This window comes from Novosphingobium sp., from assembly GCF_031417815.1.
Classification (GTDB): domain Bacteria; phylum Pseudomonadota; class Alphaproteobacteria; order Sphingomonadales; family Sphingomonadaceae; genus Novosphingobium.
Genome location: NZ_JANOWI010000030.1, coordinates 45157 through 61675 on the forward strand (window position 1 = coordinate 45157; position 16519 = coordinate 61675).

Sequence of the window (16519 nt, forward strand, 5' to 3'; positions counted from 1 at the left end):
CTGCCTGTGCTGGGCCAGGAAACCCATGCCTTCCTGACCGCGCTGGCAGGCCGGGCGCCAGCCGACGAGCCGTTGTGGCTCGAAGCGCTGACGCATGGTTCGACTGGCCACGAACGCGATTACCAACGGCTCGAATTTCTGGGAGACCGGGTGCTGGGGCTGGCCATTGCGCAGTGGCTGTTCGGGATCGACCATGCCGATGAAGGCAGCCTCTCGCAGCGGCTCAACGCGCTGGTCAGCCGCACCAGTTGCGCAGCGGTGGCGCGTTCGGTCGGGCTTGGCGAACATATCCGGCTGGGCAAGCAGGCGCGCGACGATGGCGGGCAGGACAGCGACAATATCCTGGGCGATGTGATGGAAGCACTGATCGGCGCGAGTTTCGTGACGCAAGGCTTCGACGATACTGCGCTGATGATCCGCCGGCTGTGGGCCGATCTGGTTGCGGGCAAGGCCGGCAAGGCCAAGCATCCCAAATCGGCGCTGCAGGAATGGGCCGCGGGCAACCGCCGCAAGATGCCCGAATACCGCCTGGTCGAACGCTTCGGCCCCGATCACGCCGCGCGGTTCAAAGTCGCGGTCGGGATCAAAGGCGTGGGCGAGGCCGAGGCCGAAGGCAGCTCGATGCGCGATGCCGAAACGGCCGCGGCTGAGGCGTTTATGGCCCGGTTTGGGTAGAATAAGATTTGCTCACGCAAAGGCGCGAAGGCGCAAAGATGCCGTGCCGCGCCGCAGGCATCTGTGCTACGCGCCTGCCAATCCCTTGGCCTGTCGGCCAACCAAACTTCTTGGCGCCTTTGCGCCTTTGCGTGAGTCACTAAAAATCATGCCAACTGATCAGCCGCCGCCTGCGAATACCCATTGCGGCCTCGTTGCCGTGATCGGCGCACCCAATGCCGGCAAGAGCACACTGGTCAATGCCCTCGTCGGCCAGAAAGTCGCAATCGTCAGCGCCAAGGCGCAGACCACCCGCGCGCGGCTGATGGGGATCGCGCTCGAAGGCCCCGCGCAGATCATCCTCGCCGATACCCCCGGCCTGTTCGAACCTAAGCGCCGGCTTGACCGGGCGATGGTCCACGCGGTGTGGGAAGGCGCAGCCGAGGCCGATGCGATCCTGCTGGTGGTCGATGGCCGCAAGAAGAAGCTCGACTATCTGGAACCGATCCTCGCCAATCTGCAAGGGCGCAAGGAGCGCAAGATCCTGGTGCTCAACAAGGTCGATGAAGTGGCCAAGGAGCCGATGCTGATCGCCGCGCAAGCGCTGGCCGGTGAAGGCCAGTTTGACGAAGTGTTCTTCATCTCTGCGCTGACCGGCGACGGCGTTGCGGAACTCAAAACGCGGCTGGCGGAATTGATGCCGGAAAGTGCGTGGCATTACCCCGAAGACCAGGTCTCCGACGCCAGCGAGCGCCTGCTCGCCTGCGAAATCACCCGTGAACAGCTTTACCGCCAGCTGCATGACGAACTGCCCTATGACAGCACCGTGCGCCCCGAAAGCTACACCCCGCGCAAGGACGGCTCGGTCGAGATCCACCAGCAAATTGTGATCGCCCGCGATAGCCAGAAGGGCATCGTGCTGGGCAAAGGCGGCTCAAAACTGAAGTCGATCGGCGAAGCCGCACGCAAGGAACTGGCCGGGCTGCTGGGGGTCAACGTCCACCTGTTCCTGCATGTGAAGGTCGACGAGAAGTGGGGCGACGACAAGGAGATCTATGAGGAGCTGGGGCTGGAGTGGGTGAAGTGAGGCTGTAACAACCTGTTTGCAACAATGGTGGAAATGGCATAGCTTTGCATGATTGGGTCGCACCTCTCGGGGGAGAGCTGGATGAGCACCTACCACTATATCGCCTTGAGCATGTTCGTCCTGTTGGCGCTGCTGGACCATTTCGGCCGCGGACACGAGCTTGACGCTGTACCCCGCTGGCGCGTGCTCGGCACGCTTTCCATGCTCAGTTACTTCGCTATTATCACCTACGCGCCGTTGCTGTGGGACAGCCTGCTTGGCCAATACCGCCTGATCCCGGCGGACACATATCCGTTCTGGGCTCAGGTTATCGGCGGCGTGTTCGTCTACGAGCTGGGCGTTTACTGGTGGCACCGCACGATGCATTCAAGCGACTGGCTCTGGCGGCACACGCACCAGATGCATCACAGCGCCGAACGTGTGGACATCTGGGGGGCGTTCTGGTTCCATCCCTTCGATTCGTTCTGCTGGGCGTTGCTGGGTTCGCTCACCCTTGTCGGGATCATGGGCATTTCGGCAGAGGCCGCTCTGATCGTCAGCGCAATCGCAACTTTCCCGGCGATCTTCCAGCACGTCAACATCAGGACACCGCAGTGGCTTGGCTACATCGTCCAGCGACCGGAAAGCCACTCAATACATCATCAACGCGGGCTTCACGCGTTCAACTATGGCGATTTGCCCATATTCGACGTCATGTTCGGGACATTCCGCAACCCCAAGGAATGGCAGGAACAGGCGGGGTTTCATCCAGGTTCGACCACTCAAATCGCCGAGATGTTTGCATTCCGGAAGATCAGCTAGCGACTCACCGCAACTTCGCAATCCCGATCCCGTCGATCTTGGCGCGTTCCTTGGTCGATTCCTCGCTGCGGCTGAGCGCCTTGGAGATTTCCTTGAGGCCTTTGCCCTTGCCCGCCAGCGTGCGCAGCTTGGCGACTTCGTCGGCTTTCCAGGGCTGGCGGTGTTTGGTGAATTGTTCGGCCATGGGGTGGAGGTAGCGCAGAAGGACCCCTCCGTCACGCGCTTCGCGCGCGCCACCTCCCCATCGCAAGTCGATGGGGAGATTCACACCCAATTTGCGTCAGAGTCTCCCCATCGACTTGCGATGGGGAGGTGCCCCGCAGGGGCGGAGGGGTCTTTCGCTTACTTCTTCTTCGCAGGAGCCTTCTTCACCGCCGCTTTCTTCTTCGGAGCAGCCTTGCGTCCGCCCTTCTTGGCCGGGCCCTTGGCGGCCTTTTCGGTGATCAGCACCACAGCTTCCTCAAGCGTCAGATCCTCGGGCTTCTTGTCGCGCGGCAGGGTCGCGTTGGTGGTGCCGTCGGTCACATATGGCCCATAACGCCCCGCCATCAGCTTCATCTCGCCGCCGCTTTCCGGGTGCGGGCCGAAAGTGCCCAGCGGTTCGGCGGCGGTGCGGGCACCCCGGCCCCCGCCGTTGGCGGCTTCGGCCAATTTGTCGACCGCAGAGTTCATGCCGGTTTCGAACACTTCGGCGGTCGAGCGCAGCTTGGCGTACTTGCCATTATGCGCCAGATATGGCCCGTAACGTCCGATGCTCGCAGTAATTTCCTCGCCGCTTTCGGGGTGCTTGCCGATCGTTCTTGGCAGGCTGAGCAGCTTGACCGCCCAGTCGAGATCCAGCTCGGGGATGTCCTTCGGGATCGAACTGCGCGCCGCTTCCTTGCCGCTGCCCATTTCGATGTAGGGGCCGAACCGGCCGACCTTGCGGGTGATCGGTTCGCCGGTTTCGGGATGCTTGCCGATCTCGCCTTCCTCGCCCGCCGCCGCGCCGCCGGGTTGCGCGAACTTGCGGGTGAACTTGCATTCGGGATAGTTGGCGCAGGCGACGAACGCGCCAAACCGGCCGCCGCGCAGTGCGAGGCGGCCGCCGCTGCGGCCTTCGGTTTCGCACAGCGGGCACAGCCGCGGATCTTCGCCATCCTCGCGCGGCGGGAACAGGTAGTCGGACAGGAATTCGTCCAAGGCCTCGGTCACTTCCGAAGGCTTGCGCTCCATCACCTCGTCGCTCTTGGGTTTGAAATCCTTCCAGAATTTGGCGAGCAGATCCTTCCAGTTTTCGCGCCCACCCGAAACGTCGTCGAGCTCTTCTTCCATGCCCGCGGTGAAATCATAGCCGACATAACGCGGGAAAAAGCGTTCGAGGAAGGCGGTCAGCAGGCGGCCGCTTTCCTCCGCGAAGAAGCGGTTCTTTTCTGTGCGAACGTAGTTGCGGTCCTTGATCACCTGGATCGTCGCGGCATAGGTCGAAGGGCGGCCGATGCCCAATTCTTCCAGCCGCTTGACCAAAGTCGCTTCCGAAAAGCGCGGCGGCGGCTGGGTGAAGTGCTGGGTCGATTCAACCGCCTTCTTGGCCGGGGTATCGCCCGCCACCAGCACCGGCAGCATCGCGCTTTCGTCCTCATCCTCGCCCGGCTTCACGTCGAGCGTTTCGTCATAGACTGCCAGGAAGCCGGGGAATTTCACCACCTGGCCATTGGCGCGCAGCTCGTTTTGCCCGGTGCCATCGCGCAGCGTCACGGTGGTGCGCTCGATCTGGGCCGAAGCCATCTGGCTGGCGATCGCACGCTTCCAGATCAGCTCGTAAAGCCGCGCTTCATCACCGCTGGTGCCATAGCGATCCTGACCGAAATCGGTCGGCCGGATCGCTTCGTGGGCTTCCTGCGCGTTCTTGGCTTTCGATTCATAAATGCGCGGCTTGTCAGGTAAATAGTGGCCGTTGTTGTAACGGTTGCTGATCGCCACGCGCGCGGCCGAGATGGCGCTTGAATCCATTTGCACCCCGTCGGTGCGCATGTAGGTGATCGCGCCGGCCTCATAGAGGTTCTGCGCGACTCGCATGGTGTGCGCGGCGGCAAAGCCCAATTTGCGGGCGGCCTCCATCTGCAACGACGAGGTGGTGAACGGCGGCCACGGATTGCGGCGGGTCGGCTTGGTCTCGACCTCCGCCACACGGAACGCACCGCTCTCCACCGCTGCCTTGGCGCGGGCTGCGCTGCCCGCATCCCCAAGGCTCAACCGGTCGAGCTTGGCACCTTCGAACTTGACCAGCCGGGCGGGGAATTCGGTGCCGAGATGTTCGAGCCGGGCCAGCACCGACCAGTATTCCACCGGTTTGAAAATCTCGATCTCATGCTCGCGCTCGCAGATCAGGCGCAGCGCCACCGATTGCACGCGGCCTGCACTTTTCGCGCCGGGCAACTTGCGCCACAGCACCGGCGAAAGCGTGAAGCCGAACAGGTAATCGAGCGCGCGGCGGGCGAGGTAGGCATCGATCAGATCCTGATCGAGTTCGCGCGGCGCCTTCATCGCGGCCAGGATCACGTCCTTGGTAATCGCGTTGAAGGTCACCCGCTCAACCTCGCGTGGCAGCGCCTTCTTCTTGGCCAGCAGTTCGCGCACGTGCCAGCTGATCGCCTCGCCCTCGCGGTCAGGGTCAGTCGCCAGGATCAGGCGGTCAGCCAGCTTGGCGGCATCGGTGATCGCCTTCACCTGCCGCGCCTTGTCGCCATAGAGCTCCCAGTCCATCGCGAACTCTTCATCGGGCCGCACCGATCCGTCCTTGGGCGGCAGATCGCGAACGTGGCCGTAGCTCGCCAGAACCTTGTAGTCCTTGCCCAGATACTTTTCGTTGGTTTTGGCTTTGGCGGGGGATTCAACGATGACAAGTTGCATGGTGTTTTGGGTCGCCCTCTACGCGTATGTGTACACGCGCGAGGGTGGGGGGTGTTTCAAGGCCCCGTCAAGGGCGTCCTGCGCCAGGCGATAAAGAAGCCCAGTCCCAGCACCAGATCAATCGCGGCAAACAGCGCGACCGGCGGCGGCACCGGATAGCCTTGCAAGTAGAGCGAAACCGCCGGCACCCCGAACACCAGCTTTTCCAGCACCGCGAATGGCATCAGCGCGCGGTACTTCGCCGGATCGCCGCCGATCGTCCAGAATACCCCCTGGAACACCAGCGCGAGGCCGGTGAAGCCGAGGAACACTTCTGCACCGAGCACCGGCAACGGGGTGAAGTAGAGCGGCAGCAGCACAAGTCCGCCATAGATCGCGGCCCAGCGGAACATGCGCGACGGGAATTTGTCCATGCCTGATCCCCTGCATCGAACGAAGAGGACCAGGTTGCAACAATGCTATTGCTGCAGCAAGCCCCCGGACGGGATCAAGCATTTGCCGTGATCGTACTGGCCCACCGTGCGGATGACCTCCTGCTCGCCCGGTTCGATCCGGCGGCCCGAAAGCTGGCTGTCGATCACGCGCGCCAGCAAGGCACCCAGCCGGGTGACGAGGTAGCAATCGATCGCCGGGGCAGCATGCGCGTTGCCGACGCCGCTATCGTCGGTGAGGAAGGTGTAGCGGCTCTGCGTGAGTGCGGCCATCGCCCGCATCGCGTATTCGGCCTTGTCGGCCACGCCCGAGGCGGCGACCGGGACGATCTGGACGCGCCGGTGCCGCAGCACTTCGCTGGCCTGCCAGGCAAGGCCGAACTTGTCATCGTGCGGCGGAGCATCGGCGACCAGCAGCATGGTCTTGACCGCATCATCGCGCCAATCCTGCCCGGCGGCGCGGATCAGCGCTTGCTCCATCGCCTCGGGATAGTCGCCCCCGCCGTTCGCGCCTTGCTGGGCCAATGCGCCCTGCGCGGCGGCAAAGTCGCGCGTCAGCGGCACGGTCTGGGTGACATAGTCATCGCCCAGATCGCGGTAGAAAACGAACCCGACGCGGATATCGACGCCGGGGTGGCGCGCGCGCAGTCCGGTCAGGATCGAGCCCAGTTCGGCCTGAAGGTAGCGGATTTCATCGCCCATCGATCCGGTGGTATCGATCACCAGCATCAGATCGAGCTTGTTCGCCCGGCCGGCTTCACCGCGTGCGGTGAAATCGATCCGCTGGCCGCCGGCATCGCGGGCGATGGAGACTTCGCGCCAAGCGGCCCCGGCAGCGCGCAGGCGGACTTTCTTGCCCAGCCGATCGACATCGGGGAACAGACTGACGGTGCCGTCGGCGGTGGTGGCAAGCCGCAAGCTGCCGCCATCGCTGCAGGCCACCTCGACCGGCGCGAACGGGACCGGGCGGCCCTTGCCGTCCTTGACGGTAACCGTCAGCACGCGGGCGGTATCGAGCGCGGGCAGCCCCTGCACCTCCTGCCCCAGGTTCGAACGGCGCTGGTAGAGCGCGTAGAGTTCGGGATTGAGCAGATCGTCATGCTCGCCCGCGGTGAGGATCCCGGCTTGGGGCACATAGCGCGGGCGCGGCGGCGGGACGGACAAGTCGGGCCGGGGCGGCTCGGGCATCGGGCGGATGCTGCTGGCACCGCCATCTTCACTGCCCGCCACGCTGATGGGGCTTGCAGCATCCATCGACGCGCGGCGCGATTCCGAGCCGGTGACCACCATGTCGGCGCTTTCGGCTTTGCCGGTTGCACTTGGTGGAGGTGGCGGCGGCGCAATGGGCGCGGCAACGTCGATGGCTGACAGGCCTTCGTCCGATCGGCTTGTCGGCGCAGCCATCGGCACCGGGCGCGGGGGCTGCTGCTGGTTCCAACGTTCTGCCGCTAGCTGGGGCAAGGCATCGGGCTGGCGGCACAGGCCCGTTCGGCCGACCTGCCCGTTCTGCGAGCCTTGCACCGATTTGGAAGCGACCGCCGGCCCCTGCACCAGCACGGCCAGAACTGCGATCAATGAAACACCCCGGCGCATCGCTTTCCCCTTTGTCAATGACTGCGGGAACGCTGCGCCGCGCGAGGTGAATGCGCGATGAATGTAATACTATATCATAGCGTCAAGCTGACACGCCCCGCCGCGTGGCGCACCAACCGGCCCGATAGTTCCAGTTCGAGCAACGCCAATTGCACCGCCGCCGCAGATTCGCCCGATTGGCGGATCAATTCGTCCACTCCGATCGGTGCCACGGTGAGCAGGCCCGCGACGTCGGCGGGGGTATCGGCCAGTTCATCGCTGCCGTAATCGAAGCTGGCCACGCTTTCGCGGAAGGTGGAACGCGGCGCGCCGCTGAACGCGCTGATCAGTTCGATCACATCGTCAGCTGACTGCACCAGTATCGCGCCATCGCGGATCAGCTGGTTGCAGCCCTGCGCGCGGGCATCGAGCGGGGAACCGGGCACCGCCATCACCTCACGCCCGGCCTCGCCCGCCAGCCGCGCGGTGATCAGCGAGCCTGATTTGGGCGCCGCTTCAACCACCACGGTGCCCGCCGCAAGGCCAGCGATGATCCGGTTGCGCGAGGGAAAATGGCGCGCCAGCGGTTCGGTCCCGGGGGGTTGTTCGGCCAGCAGCAGGCCCTGACTGGCGACTTGTTCCTGCAGGTCGGCATGTTCGGGTGGGTAGGCGATGTCGATCCCGCTGGCGATCACGCCGATGGTCCCGCCGTTCAAGCTGGCCTGATGCGCCGCGCCATCGATCCCGCGTGCCAACCCCGAAACCACCACGAACCCGGCATCGGCGAGATCACCGGCGAACTGCCGTGCCAGCTTGACCGCCGCAGCCGAGGCATTGCGCGCACCAACAATCGCCACACAGGGCTTTGCCGCAAGAGTGGTATCGCCGCGGCAGGTCAGGATCGGCGGGGCGCTGTCCAGTTCGGCCAGCAGCACAGGGTATTCGGCGGCATCATGGAACAGATAGCGTGCGCCTGCGCCGCGCACAGCAGCAACCTCGTTGGCAACGCGGCCTTCGTCGGCCACGCGGTAGGCGCCGCTGCGCCCTGCCAGATCAGGCAAGGCAACCAGCGCGGCCTGTGCCGTGCCAAACCGCCGCAACAGCTGCCGGTAACTGACCGGCCCGACATTGGGCGAGCGCAGCAGGCGGATCCGCGCAAAGGCTTCCTCCTGCGACAGCGCGGTCATTTGCTTTTCTGGCCGATCCTAGGCTCAGTCCCGGCGCGCAGCCGGGCGAGGTTTTCGCGATGCTGCCAAACCACCAACAACGCTGCGGTCAGTAGCGCCGGGATGTAGAGCAGCAGCCAGATCATCACGTCCAATCCGTCACCCATGGTTGACAGCAGTACCGCTGCCGCAACAGGAGCGGAAAACGCGCTGGCCATTCCGCCGACTGAGGAGACGCGGGTGATCCGCGCTGCGATGAGCCAGACCGCCACCTGAATCAGCCCGATGCGCCAATCCAGACCGAACCCAACACCAAGCATGGTCGCGACGCCCTTACCACCGCGAAATTTAAGCCAGACGGGAAAGCAGTGTCCCAGCGGAACCCCAATGATCGCCAAGGGAACGTAAAAGGACGTCGGCCCATGCTGCAAGCTGTGCAGAACGGAATTTGGCAGCGCGGAATAGAGCTGGTTGCCAATCCAGCAGGCCAGAAAGTCCTGGATCCGGCAACCATCGACGAACCCCCGGACAATCAGGACCGCCAGGAAACCTTTGCCCGCATCGAGCAGCAGCGTCGCCGCCGCCAGCCCCTTGTTGCCCGTGCGCAGTACGTTGGTGGCGCCGATATTGCCCGAGCCGATCTGGCGCAGGTTGCCTTCGCCGAACAGGTTGGTCAGGATTAGCCCAAACGGAATCGAGCCCAGCAGATACCCCAAGGCCAGCGCATAAAAGCTTTCCATCCGTGCCACCTTCCCTTTCGCCCGCAACCGTAGCTACAAGGGGGCCGGCAAAACAAGCGCCTAGTGGGGGATTGGCACGCAAATGGACGCATCGGCACCGCTGCTGCTGTTCGATTCCGGCGTTGGCGGGCTGTCGGTGCTGGCCGCACTGCGCGCGGCCCTGCCCGCAGCGCCGGTGATCTATGCCGCAGACAACGGCGGTCTGCCCTATGGCCCCAAAAGCGAGGCCGAGGTGGCAGCGCGGGTCTGCGGGCTGCTGGGGCGGATGAGCGAGCGCTATCGCCCGCGCCTGATCTGCATCGCCTGCAACACCGCCTCCACCATCGCGCTGGGCATGGTCCGCGATGTGCTTGCAGTACCGATCGTCGGCACGGTGCCGGCAATCAAACCCGCCGCCGCGCTCACCCGCTGCGGCGTGATCGGCCTGCTCGGCACCGCAGCGACGATCCGCCAAGGCTATGTTGACCGGCTGGAGGCTGAATTTGCGGGCGGCAAGCGCCTGCTGCGTTTCGCTGCGGGCGAACTCGTCGGTGCGGCCGAAGCGAAGCTGCGCGGGCAGCCGGTCGATCCTGCAGTCTGTGCCCGCGCCGCCGCCGGGCTGCGTGGATCACCGGACGGGGAGCAGATCGATACCGTGGTGTTGGCCTGCACCCACTTTCCGCTGTTGCTGGGTGAACTGCAGCAGGCCTTTGGACCGCAGGTGCAATTCGTCGACGGCGCGGCCGGTATCGCGCGGCGGATTACGCATTTGACCCAGGGGCAAGACTTTGTCCGCACCCGCCCCGACTTTGCCCTCTTCACGCGCGATGATCCCGATCTGGCCGCACTGGCCCCCGCGCTCGCCCGCTACGGTCTGGAACGGATGGAGGCGCTGTGACTCACCGGCTCAATCTTGTGCTGCTGGCGCTGGCGCTGCTGCTGGGCGGTCCGTTCTACTGGCTGCTGATCGACAACCATCATGCCCCCGCCCCGGCCCACCGGATCGACATTGCCGCATTGCGCCAGTTGGCCGCCAGCCAGGCAGGCGCGGCACCCAGCGGGGTCGAGGTGGAATGTGCGGGCTTTCGCCGCGTGCCGGGCAACCTGATGGTTGCGGGATCGGGGATCAAGCGCAAGCTGGTCTGCTACATGGCGTTTCGCCTGCCGGTCCCAGGCGGCAAACCGGTGATGATCGAAAGCGGGATCACTGCGGCCGACGCCAGCACCGGCGGGGCCGAACGGTTCAACGCGAACAACCAGGCGCGGATCGAGGCGGAGCTCGATCTGGCCGGGCTGATCCTGGTGACGCACGAACATGCCGATCACCTTGGCGCGCTGGCGGCGCATGGCGGGCCGGCGCTAATGGACAAGACGCTGCTTAACCCGGCGCAGTTGCCGCCATCACCCTTCGCCGCACGGCTGGAGTGGAAGGCGGGCCAGGTGCCGCCCGCGCGGCTGCCCGGCAACCGGCTGGTGGCGGTGGCCCCCGGCGTGGTGGTGATCCCTGCACCGGGCAGTCATACGCCGGGCGCGCAGATGATCTTCGTGCGGACCGGCGATGGCCGCGAATTCCTGTTCGTCGGGGATATTTCCAGCTTTGCCCAGAACTGGCAGGAACAGCGCGGCCGCTCGCGGCTGGTGCAGTTGTTCTTCGCGCCCGAGAACCGCGCCGAGGTGTTTGGCTGGCTGGCCGCGATCCGCGACCTCAAGGCGCAGGTTCCTGCGCTGGTGGTGGTGCCCGGTCATGATTTCGAATGGCTGCTCGATCCCAAGAACAACGGCGGAATGGTAATCGGCTTTGCCCATAGGGGAAGTTGATCCAGCGCAAGGAATAGGCGCTGGAAAAAGGCTTAGGCATGGCGTAGAGGCCGCCCGACCGGGGGCAGATTCGTTTGCGCCGGAATGGGCCCGTGCGGGGGACTTGGAACACGTGAACTACGACCAGATCTTCGATACCGCGATCGAGCGCCTTCATTCCGAAGGCCGCTACCGCGTGTTCATCGACATCCTGCGCAACAAGGGCAGCTATCCCAACGCGCGTTGCTTTGCCGGGCACAACGGCCCCCAGAACATCACCGTGTGGTGTTCGAATGATTACCTCGCGATGGGCCAGCACCCCAAGGTGATCGCAGCGATGGAAGAAGCGCTGCACGATGTCGGCGCCGGTTCTGGCGGGACCCGCAACATCGGCGGCAACACGCATTACCATGTCGATCTTGAAGCCGAACTGGCCGATCTCCATGGCAAGGACGGCGCACTGCTGTTCACGTCAGGCTATGTTTCGAACGATGCCACGCTCTCGACGCTCGCCAAGGTGCTGCCGGGCTGCGTGATCTTTTCGGACGAGCTCAATCACGCCAGCATGATCGCCGGGATCCGCAATGCCGGCTGCGAAAAGCGCGTGTTCCGTCACAACGATCTGGCGCACCTTGAAGAACTTCTGGCTGCCGAAGCGCCCGAAGTGCCCAAGCTGATCGCCTTTGAATCGGTCTATTCGATGGAAGGCGATGTCGCCCCGATCCACGCGATCTGCGATCTGGCCGAACAGTACAACGCGCTGACCTATATCGACGAGGTTCACGCGGTGGGGATGTATGGGCCCAGAGGCGGCGGGATCACCGACCGTGACGAGGCCGCGCACCGCATCGACATCATCGAAGGCACGCTGGGCAAGGCGTTCGGCGTGATGGGCGGCTACATCGCCGCAGACAACCGGATCATCGACGTGATCCGCTCATACGCCCCGGGCTTTATTTTCACCACCAGCCTTTCGCCGGTGCTGGTCGCGGGCGTGCTGGCATCGGTCCGCCACCTCAAGGCTTCCAGCGCCGAGCGTGAGGCCCAGCAGGCCAATGCCGCAATGCTCAAATCCATGTTCCGCGAAGCCGGCTTGCCGGTGATGAATTCGACCACCCACATCGTGCCGCTGATGATCGGCGATCCGGTCAAGGCCAAGAAGATCAGCGATGTCCTGCTGGCCGAATACGGTGTCTATGTGCAGCCGATCAACTTCCCCACCGTGCCGCGTGGCACCGAGCGGCTGCGCTTCACCCCCGGCCCAGCGCATACCGAAGCGATGATGCGCGATTTGACCGCTGCACTGACCGAAATCTGGCAGCGGATGGACCTGCGGCGCGCCGCCTGAATATTTTTGGTCTGCACCGGCGCGGATTCGCGCTGGACCACCGGCAAGAATCCGTTACGACTTTGCGCCGCGCAGCAGCGCGCAGGTTTCACCGGGACAATCGATTGGTTGCCGGGTTGTGAGGGAGTGGGAAATGGCAACCGATTGGGCCGCAGACGTCAAGAAATATGTCGCCAACGCCGATGATGCGGCAATCGCGGGGATCGTCCGCTATCTGGGGATCGCGCTGCGCAACCGGGATTCGTCGCTGGTCTCGTTCAGCGACAAGACCGAGACCGACCGAGTCCGCACCAACTTCCTCAAGAAAAAGCTCGGGCTGACCCAGGCCGACACGGTGCTCGACCAGGCGATCGCCAAGGTCGGTGAAGCAATGAAGGCCGACCGGACCAAGAACCGCGTAACGGTCTATTATCTGCTCGCCGCCGAATACAAGAAGCTGGGTCTGTTTGTGAAGGCCGATGCCAAGAAAGCTCAGGTTGCCAAGGCCCCTGCAGCAAAGGCTCCGGCCAAGCCCGCCGCCACGACCGCTGCCAAGGCCGCCGGCGCTGCCGCTGTCGTGGCCGGTGCTGCTGCCGCAGCCAAGGCCGGTGCCAGGCCGGCTGCAAAAGCTGCGGCCAAACCTGCAGCAAAGCCCGCCGCAAAAACCGCGAGCGCCAAGCCTGCAGCTGCCAAAGCCGCGCCGGCCAAGGCCGCGGCCAAACTTACCTCGAAAAAGGCTCCGGCCAAGAAGCAGGGTCTGATGGGCAGTGCGGCGAAGGCCGCGCCCAAGGCTGAAAAGCCTGCCACCGGCGCGGTTGCCGGAACGATTGCCGCTGGTGCAGCCGTGGCCGGTGCGGCGGTTGCCGCAGCTTCGGGCGCGGCCGATGCGGCCAAGGATACCGCAGCCAAGGCGATGGGTTCGGTTGGCGATGCCGCCGGCGCAGTCGCTGGTGCGGCCAGCCATGCCGCCGACAAGGTTGGCGTTGCCGCCGGTGCGGCCGTGGGCGCGGTGGGCAATGCCGCCAGCGCAGCGGCCGACAAGGCCAGCACGCTGTTCGCACCCGGCAGCAAGCCCTCAAGCTCTGACAGCGAAGATGGCGGAATGGGCTGGTTGCTGTGGCTGCTGGCTGCAGCGCTGCTGCTGTTCGCGCTGTGGTGGATGTTCGGGCGCGGCGGCAATGACGATATGGCAACCAACGCCGCCCCGACCGAAGCCGCCGCCACGCTTGATGGCGTGGCCGGCGGAACGCCTGCAGCACCAGCAGCCGATCTCGCCGCTGCACCTGCTGAAGGCACCGTGGCCATCCCGGCCGGCGCCGGGGTGACCACCGAAATGCGCGATGGCAAGCCGGTGGTGAAGGTCTATTTTGACACCAGCAAGACCGAGGTGGTGCCTGCCTTTGTCGCCACAGCCACCGGGTTGAAGAGCTATCTTGATAGCAACCCCGGCAGCAAGCTGGCGATTTCGGGCTATTCGGATCCCAGCGGCAATGCTGCGGCCAATGCCGAACTGTCCAAGAACCGCGCCCAGGCGGTCCAGACCGCGCTGGTCGACGCCGGAATTGCGGCCGATGCCGCGCTGCTGGTCAAGCCCGAAAACAGCGCCGATGGCTCGGTTTCCAAGGAAGCCGCGCGCCGGGTCGAAGTGACGGTGCAATAACGGAGAAGCTGGGCCTGCCCTCAGCGGGCCCGACGTCCTGAGCCTGAGCCCGCCGCAACCCGGCGGGCTTTTGCTTGCGCCGGATCAGGGCTGCGGCGACGGAATTGAACTTGCCGCGGGCCGCTCGCGCGGCAGCGCGGTGCGCGGCGTCCAGCCTTTTGACGTATCGACATAGCCGCCATCGGCTTCCACCCGCGCGGGCACCGGTTCGGCGGCATATTGCTGCAGCTCGGCGGGCACCTCGATCAGCGGGGGCATCTCGGCCAGTTCTTCGGCCGTTTCGGACAAGGCCGGCATCAGTTCGCGCCCGGCATAGGGATCGGTGAAGACTGACCGTTTGCCCCAGCCATTGGGCCAGCGGTAGAATACATGAGCGCCGATCACCGCGACTTTCTCAAGCCGCGGGGCCCAATAGGGGAAGACGTAATTGGCATGGTAATGCGTAGCCATGCCCACTTCGGCATAGACCGCGCCGTGCAGCGCCGCCGTGGCTTCGCCAATCGTCTGGCGCCACAGCAGCGGATCGCGTGGCCGCCGCATGGCCCCATCGCAGGCGAACGTGAACTGGCAGACGTTTCCGGCCGAGCGCTGAAACACCACCGCGCAGACATCGTTCGGGAAAGCCGGATGCCGGACCCGGTTGAGCACAACCTGCGCCACCGCGCGGCGGCCGCCCGAGCCTTCGTATGCCGCCTCGTAATACATCGCCAGCGCCAGGCACTGCTGCGCGCGATCGGCGGTCGACAGATCAACCCAATCGGGCAAGCCAAACGGATTGGCGCTTTGCAAGGCACCAGCGACCAGCGGCAACGCCGCATTGGCGGCGCGCGCCGCATCGATATTGGCGACCAGCGGCGTGGCATTATCGGTGATTGCAATCAGGCTTTGCATCGTTCCTGCAGGTGCCGCCATCACAGCCTGCGGATCGTGCATCACTGCGCGCGATGCTGTCGGTGCCAGCAGCGATGCCGAAGCACTGGCGGCAACCAGGCAACCCACCACACCATAGCGCCAGCCTCCCTTGAACAGGTCGCCAAGTCTGGTCGCGCGGGCACTCATCGCGGACCGTACAGGCCCGGATCGACCACCGGCCGGCCCGCGCCGAGGAAGGTGGTGAGCTGTCCGATCTGTGCCAGCAGACCATATTGCCCCAGCAGCAGCCCGGCTTTTGCGATATCAGCCTCGACCGCGGCATTGAACACCGCGCTCTGGGCATCGAGCACATCGAGCAACGAGCGGCGACCAATGCCGAACTGCGCGCGATATGAATCGAGCAAACCCCGCGCCACTTCGAGCCGCTGCTGCTGCGTTGCGGCCTTGGCGCGCCAGTTCTCCATGGCGATCCAGGCCTTGCGCACAGACAGTTCGCTTTCGCGCTGGGCCTGGACAAAGGTGAACCCGGCTTCCTTGGCTCCGCTGTCAGCCTCGCGCACCCGGGCCGCAGTCACGCCGCCGTTGAACGGGTTCCAGCGCAGGATTACCAGCATTTCGTAATCGCGGGTGGTGCCGCGATAGCCCTCGAAATCGCTGCCCGCCTTGATCGATCCCTGCAAGCCCACGGTCGGCCAGTATTCACCGCGCGCGCGCTTGGCGGTGAATTGCGCGGCCTTCCACGATTGTTCGGCACCGCGCAGCCGCGGATCGCCAGACTGGGCAATCGCCAGCGCCGCTTCGAGCGTGGCCGGCATGGCCGCGCTCGCATCGGGCGGCGTGGTCACGTCGACATCGCTGGTCCCCACCAGGAGCGCCAGCTCGGTCTGCGCCATGGCCAGCTCGCTACGGGCCTGGTCCGCCGCCACTTGCGCCGATTGCTGGCGTTCCTTGGCCTGCTGCAGTTCGGAAATGCTCAGCGCACCGCGCTGCACGCCTTCATCGACATCGCTCACCAGATCGCGGTGAAAGCCAAGGTTGGCTTCGGCGGCAGCGGCAACCTGGCGCTGGATGAAGACCTGTAGATAAGCCTGGGCAATGTTCAGCGCGGACAGTTCGGCGGCAAACCGCTCGTTCCATTCCGCCGCAGCCAGGCGCGCTTTGCCCGAGCGGATGCCGTTGCCGCGGCGGCCGAAATCGAGCACCGGCTGCTGCACGCTGATCGTGGCGTAAAGCGGGCGTTCGTCGATCGCCGAAAGGCCCAGCTGCACCCGGGCATCATTCTCAAGATGGCGCCGCCCCCCTGCCGCGGTCACATCGACCGAGGGATACCACGCGCGAGTCGCCTGATCGCGCACCGCTTCGGCCCCTTCGCGCCGGGCCTGGGCTTGTCCCAATTCTGGACTGCGCACGATCCCCCGTTCGACCGCCTGCGCCAGGCTCAGCGTCTCGGCCAGCGCCGGCTGAACCACCAGCGCGCTTGATGCCAACAGGCCTGCCACGGCTGTAATTGCCCGATTGAACTTCATTGGCCCCTCCAAAC

At 64.9% G+C, this 16519-nt stretch carries 15 protein-coding genes; 7 read left to right on the forward strand and 8 right to left on the reverse strand.

What is annotated here, in order from left to right; all coding sequences use genetic code 11:
- Window positions 1-6 precede the first annotated feature (6 nt).
- The 3 genes from rnc to RMN99_RS07430 all read left to right on the forward strand — a co-directional run bounded on the left by rnc (window position 7) and on the right by RMN99_RS07430 (window position 2542).
- Complete coding sequence (gene rnc / locus RMN99_RS07420; RefSeq protein ID WP_309622665.1) at window positions 7-675, forward strand: ribonuclease III; 669 nt, start codon at window positions 7-9, stop codon at window positions 673-675.
- A 148-nt stretch (window positions 676-823) separates the two neighbouring features.
- Complete coding sequence (gene era, locus RMN99_RS07425; RefSeq protein WP_309622666.1) at window positions 824-1741, forward strand: GTPase Era; 918 nt, start codon at window positions 824-826, stop codon at window positions 1739-1741.
- 81 nt (window positions 1742-1822) lie between these two features.
- A complete protein-coding gene (locus tag RMN99_RS07430) occupies window positions 1823-2542 on the forward strand; it encodes a sterol desaturase family protein (protein ID WP_309622667.1) in 720 nt (239 codons plus the stop codon).
- Between the two features lie 4 nt (window positions 2543-2546).
- Here the strand turns inward: RMN99_RS07430 and RMN99_RS07435 are convergent, their stop codons facing one another.
- The 6 genes from RMN99_RS07435 to plsY all read right to left on the reverse strand — a co-directional run bounded on the left by RMN99_RS07435 (window position 2547) and on the right by plsY (window position 9343).
- On the reverse strand, window positions 2547-2726 hold the full coding sequence (locus RMN99_RS07435; protein WP_309622668.1) for a hypothetical protein: 180 nt from the start codon (window positions 2724-2726) through the stop codon (window positions 2547-2549).
- A 158-nt stretch (window positions 2727-2884) separates the two neighbouring features.
- On the reverse strand, window positions 2885-5434 hold the full coding sequence (gene topA / locus RMN99_RS07440) for a type I DNA topoisomerase (RefSeq protein ID WP_309622669.1): 2550 nt from the start codon (window positions 5432-5434) through the stop codon (window positions 2885-2887).
- A 56-nt stretch (window positions 5435-5490) separates the two neighbouring features.
- Window positions 5491-5847, reverse strand: coding sequence for a hypothetical protein (locus RMN99_RS07445; protein ID WP_309622670.1), 357 nt, complete (start codon window positions 5845-5847; stop codon window positions 5491-5493).
- A gap of 45 nt (window positions 5848-5892) precedes the next feature.
- Entirely contained in the window at window positions 5893-7440 is a 1548-nt protein-coding gene (locus RMN99_RS07450; RefSeq protein ID WP_309622671.1) for a VWA domain-containing protein, read from the reverse strand.
- Window positions 7441-7532: 92 nt separating this feature from the next.
- Window positions 7533-8624 carry a DNA-processing protein DprA gene (gene dprA, locus RMN99_RS07455; RefSeq protein ID WP_309622672.1) on the reverse strand — a complete coding sequence of 364 codons (1092 nt, stop codon included), beginning with the start codon at window positions 8622-8624 and terminating at the stop codon, window positions 7533-7535.
- A complete protein-coding gene (plsY, locus tag RMN99_RS07460; protein WP_309622673.1) occupies window positions 8621-9343 on the reverse strand; it encodes a glycerol-3-phosphate 1-O-acyltransferase PlsY in 723 nt (240 codons plus the stop codon). Before plsY ends, dprA begins: the two co-directional genes overlap by 4 nt.
- Before the next feature lie 82 nt (window positions 9344-9425).
- Between plsY and murI the strand changes: the two genes are divergently transcribed.
- The 4 genes from murI (at window position 9426) to RMN99_RS07480 (ending at window position 14106) form a co-directional block, all read left to right on the forward strand.
- The gene (gene murI / locus RMN99_RS07465) at window positions 9426-10220 is read left to right on the forward strand and encodes a glutamate racemase (protein WP_309622674.1); all 795 of its coding nucleotides are present in this window, start codon (window positions 9426-9428) and stop codon (window positions 10218-10220) included.
- Entirely contained in the window at window positions 10217-11140 is a 924-nt protein-coding gene (locus RMN99_RS07470; RefSeq protein ID WP_309622675.1) for an MBL fold metallo-hydrolase, read from the forward strand. Before murI ends, RMN99_RS07470 begins: the two co-directional genes overlap by 4 nt.
- A gap of 112 nt (window positions 11141-11252) precedes the next feature.
- Window positions 11253-12467 (forward strand): 5-aminolevulinate synthase, encoded by a 1215-nt coding sequence (hemA, locus tag RMN99_RS07475; RefSeq protein ID WP_309622676.1) that lies wholly within the window; start codon window positions 11253-11255, stop codon window positions 12465-12467.
- Between the two features lie 133 nt (window positions 12468-12600).
- Complete coding sequence (locus RMN99_RS07480; RefSeq protein WP_309622677.1) at window positions 12601-14106, forward strand: DUF2853 family protein; 1506 nt, start codon at window positions 12601-12603, stop codon at window positions 14104-14106.
- A gap of 84 nt (window positions 14107-14190) precedes the next feature.
- Here the strand turns inward: RMN99_RS07480 and RMN99_RS07485 are convergent, their stop codons facing one another.
- Window positions 14191-15165: a cell wall hydrolase gene (locus RMN99_RS07485; protein WP_309622678.1), complete on the reverse strand. Its 975-nt coding sequence runs from the start codon at window positions 15163-15165 to the stop codon at window positions 14191-14193.
- Window positions 15162-16505 (reverse strand): TolC family protein, encoded by a 1344-nt coding sequence (locus RMN99_RS07490; protein ID WP_309622679.1) that lies wholly within the window; start codon window positions 16503-16505, stop codon window positions 15162-15164. Before RMN99_RS07490 ends, RMN99_RS07485 begins: the two co-directional genes overlap by 4 nt.
- Window positions 16506-16519 lie beyond the last annotated feature (14 nt).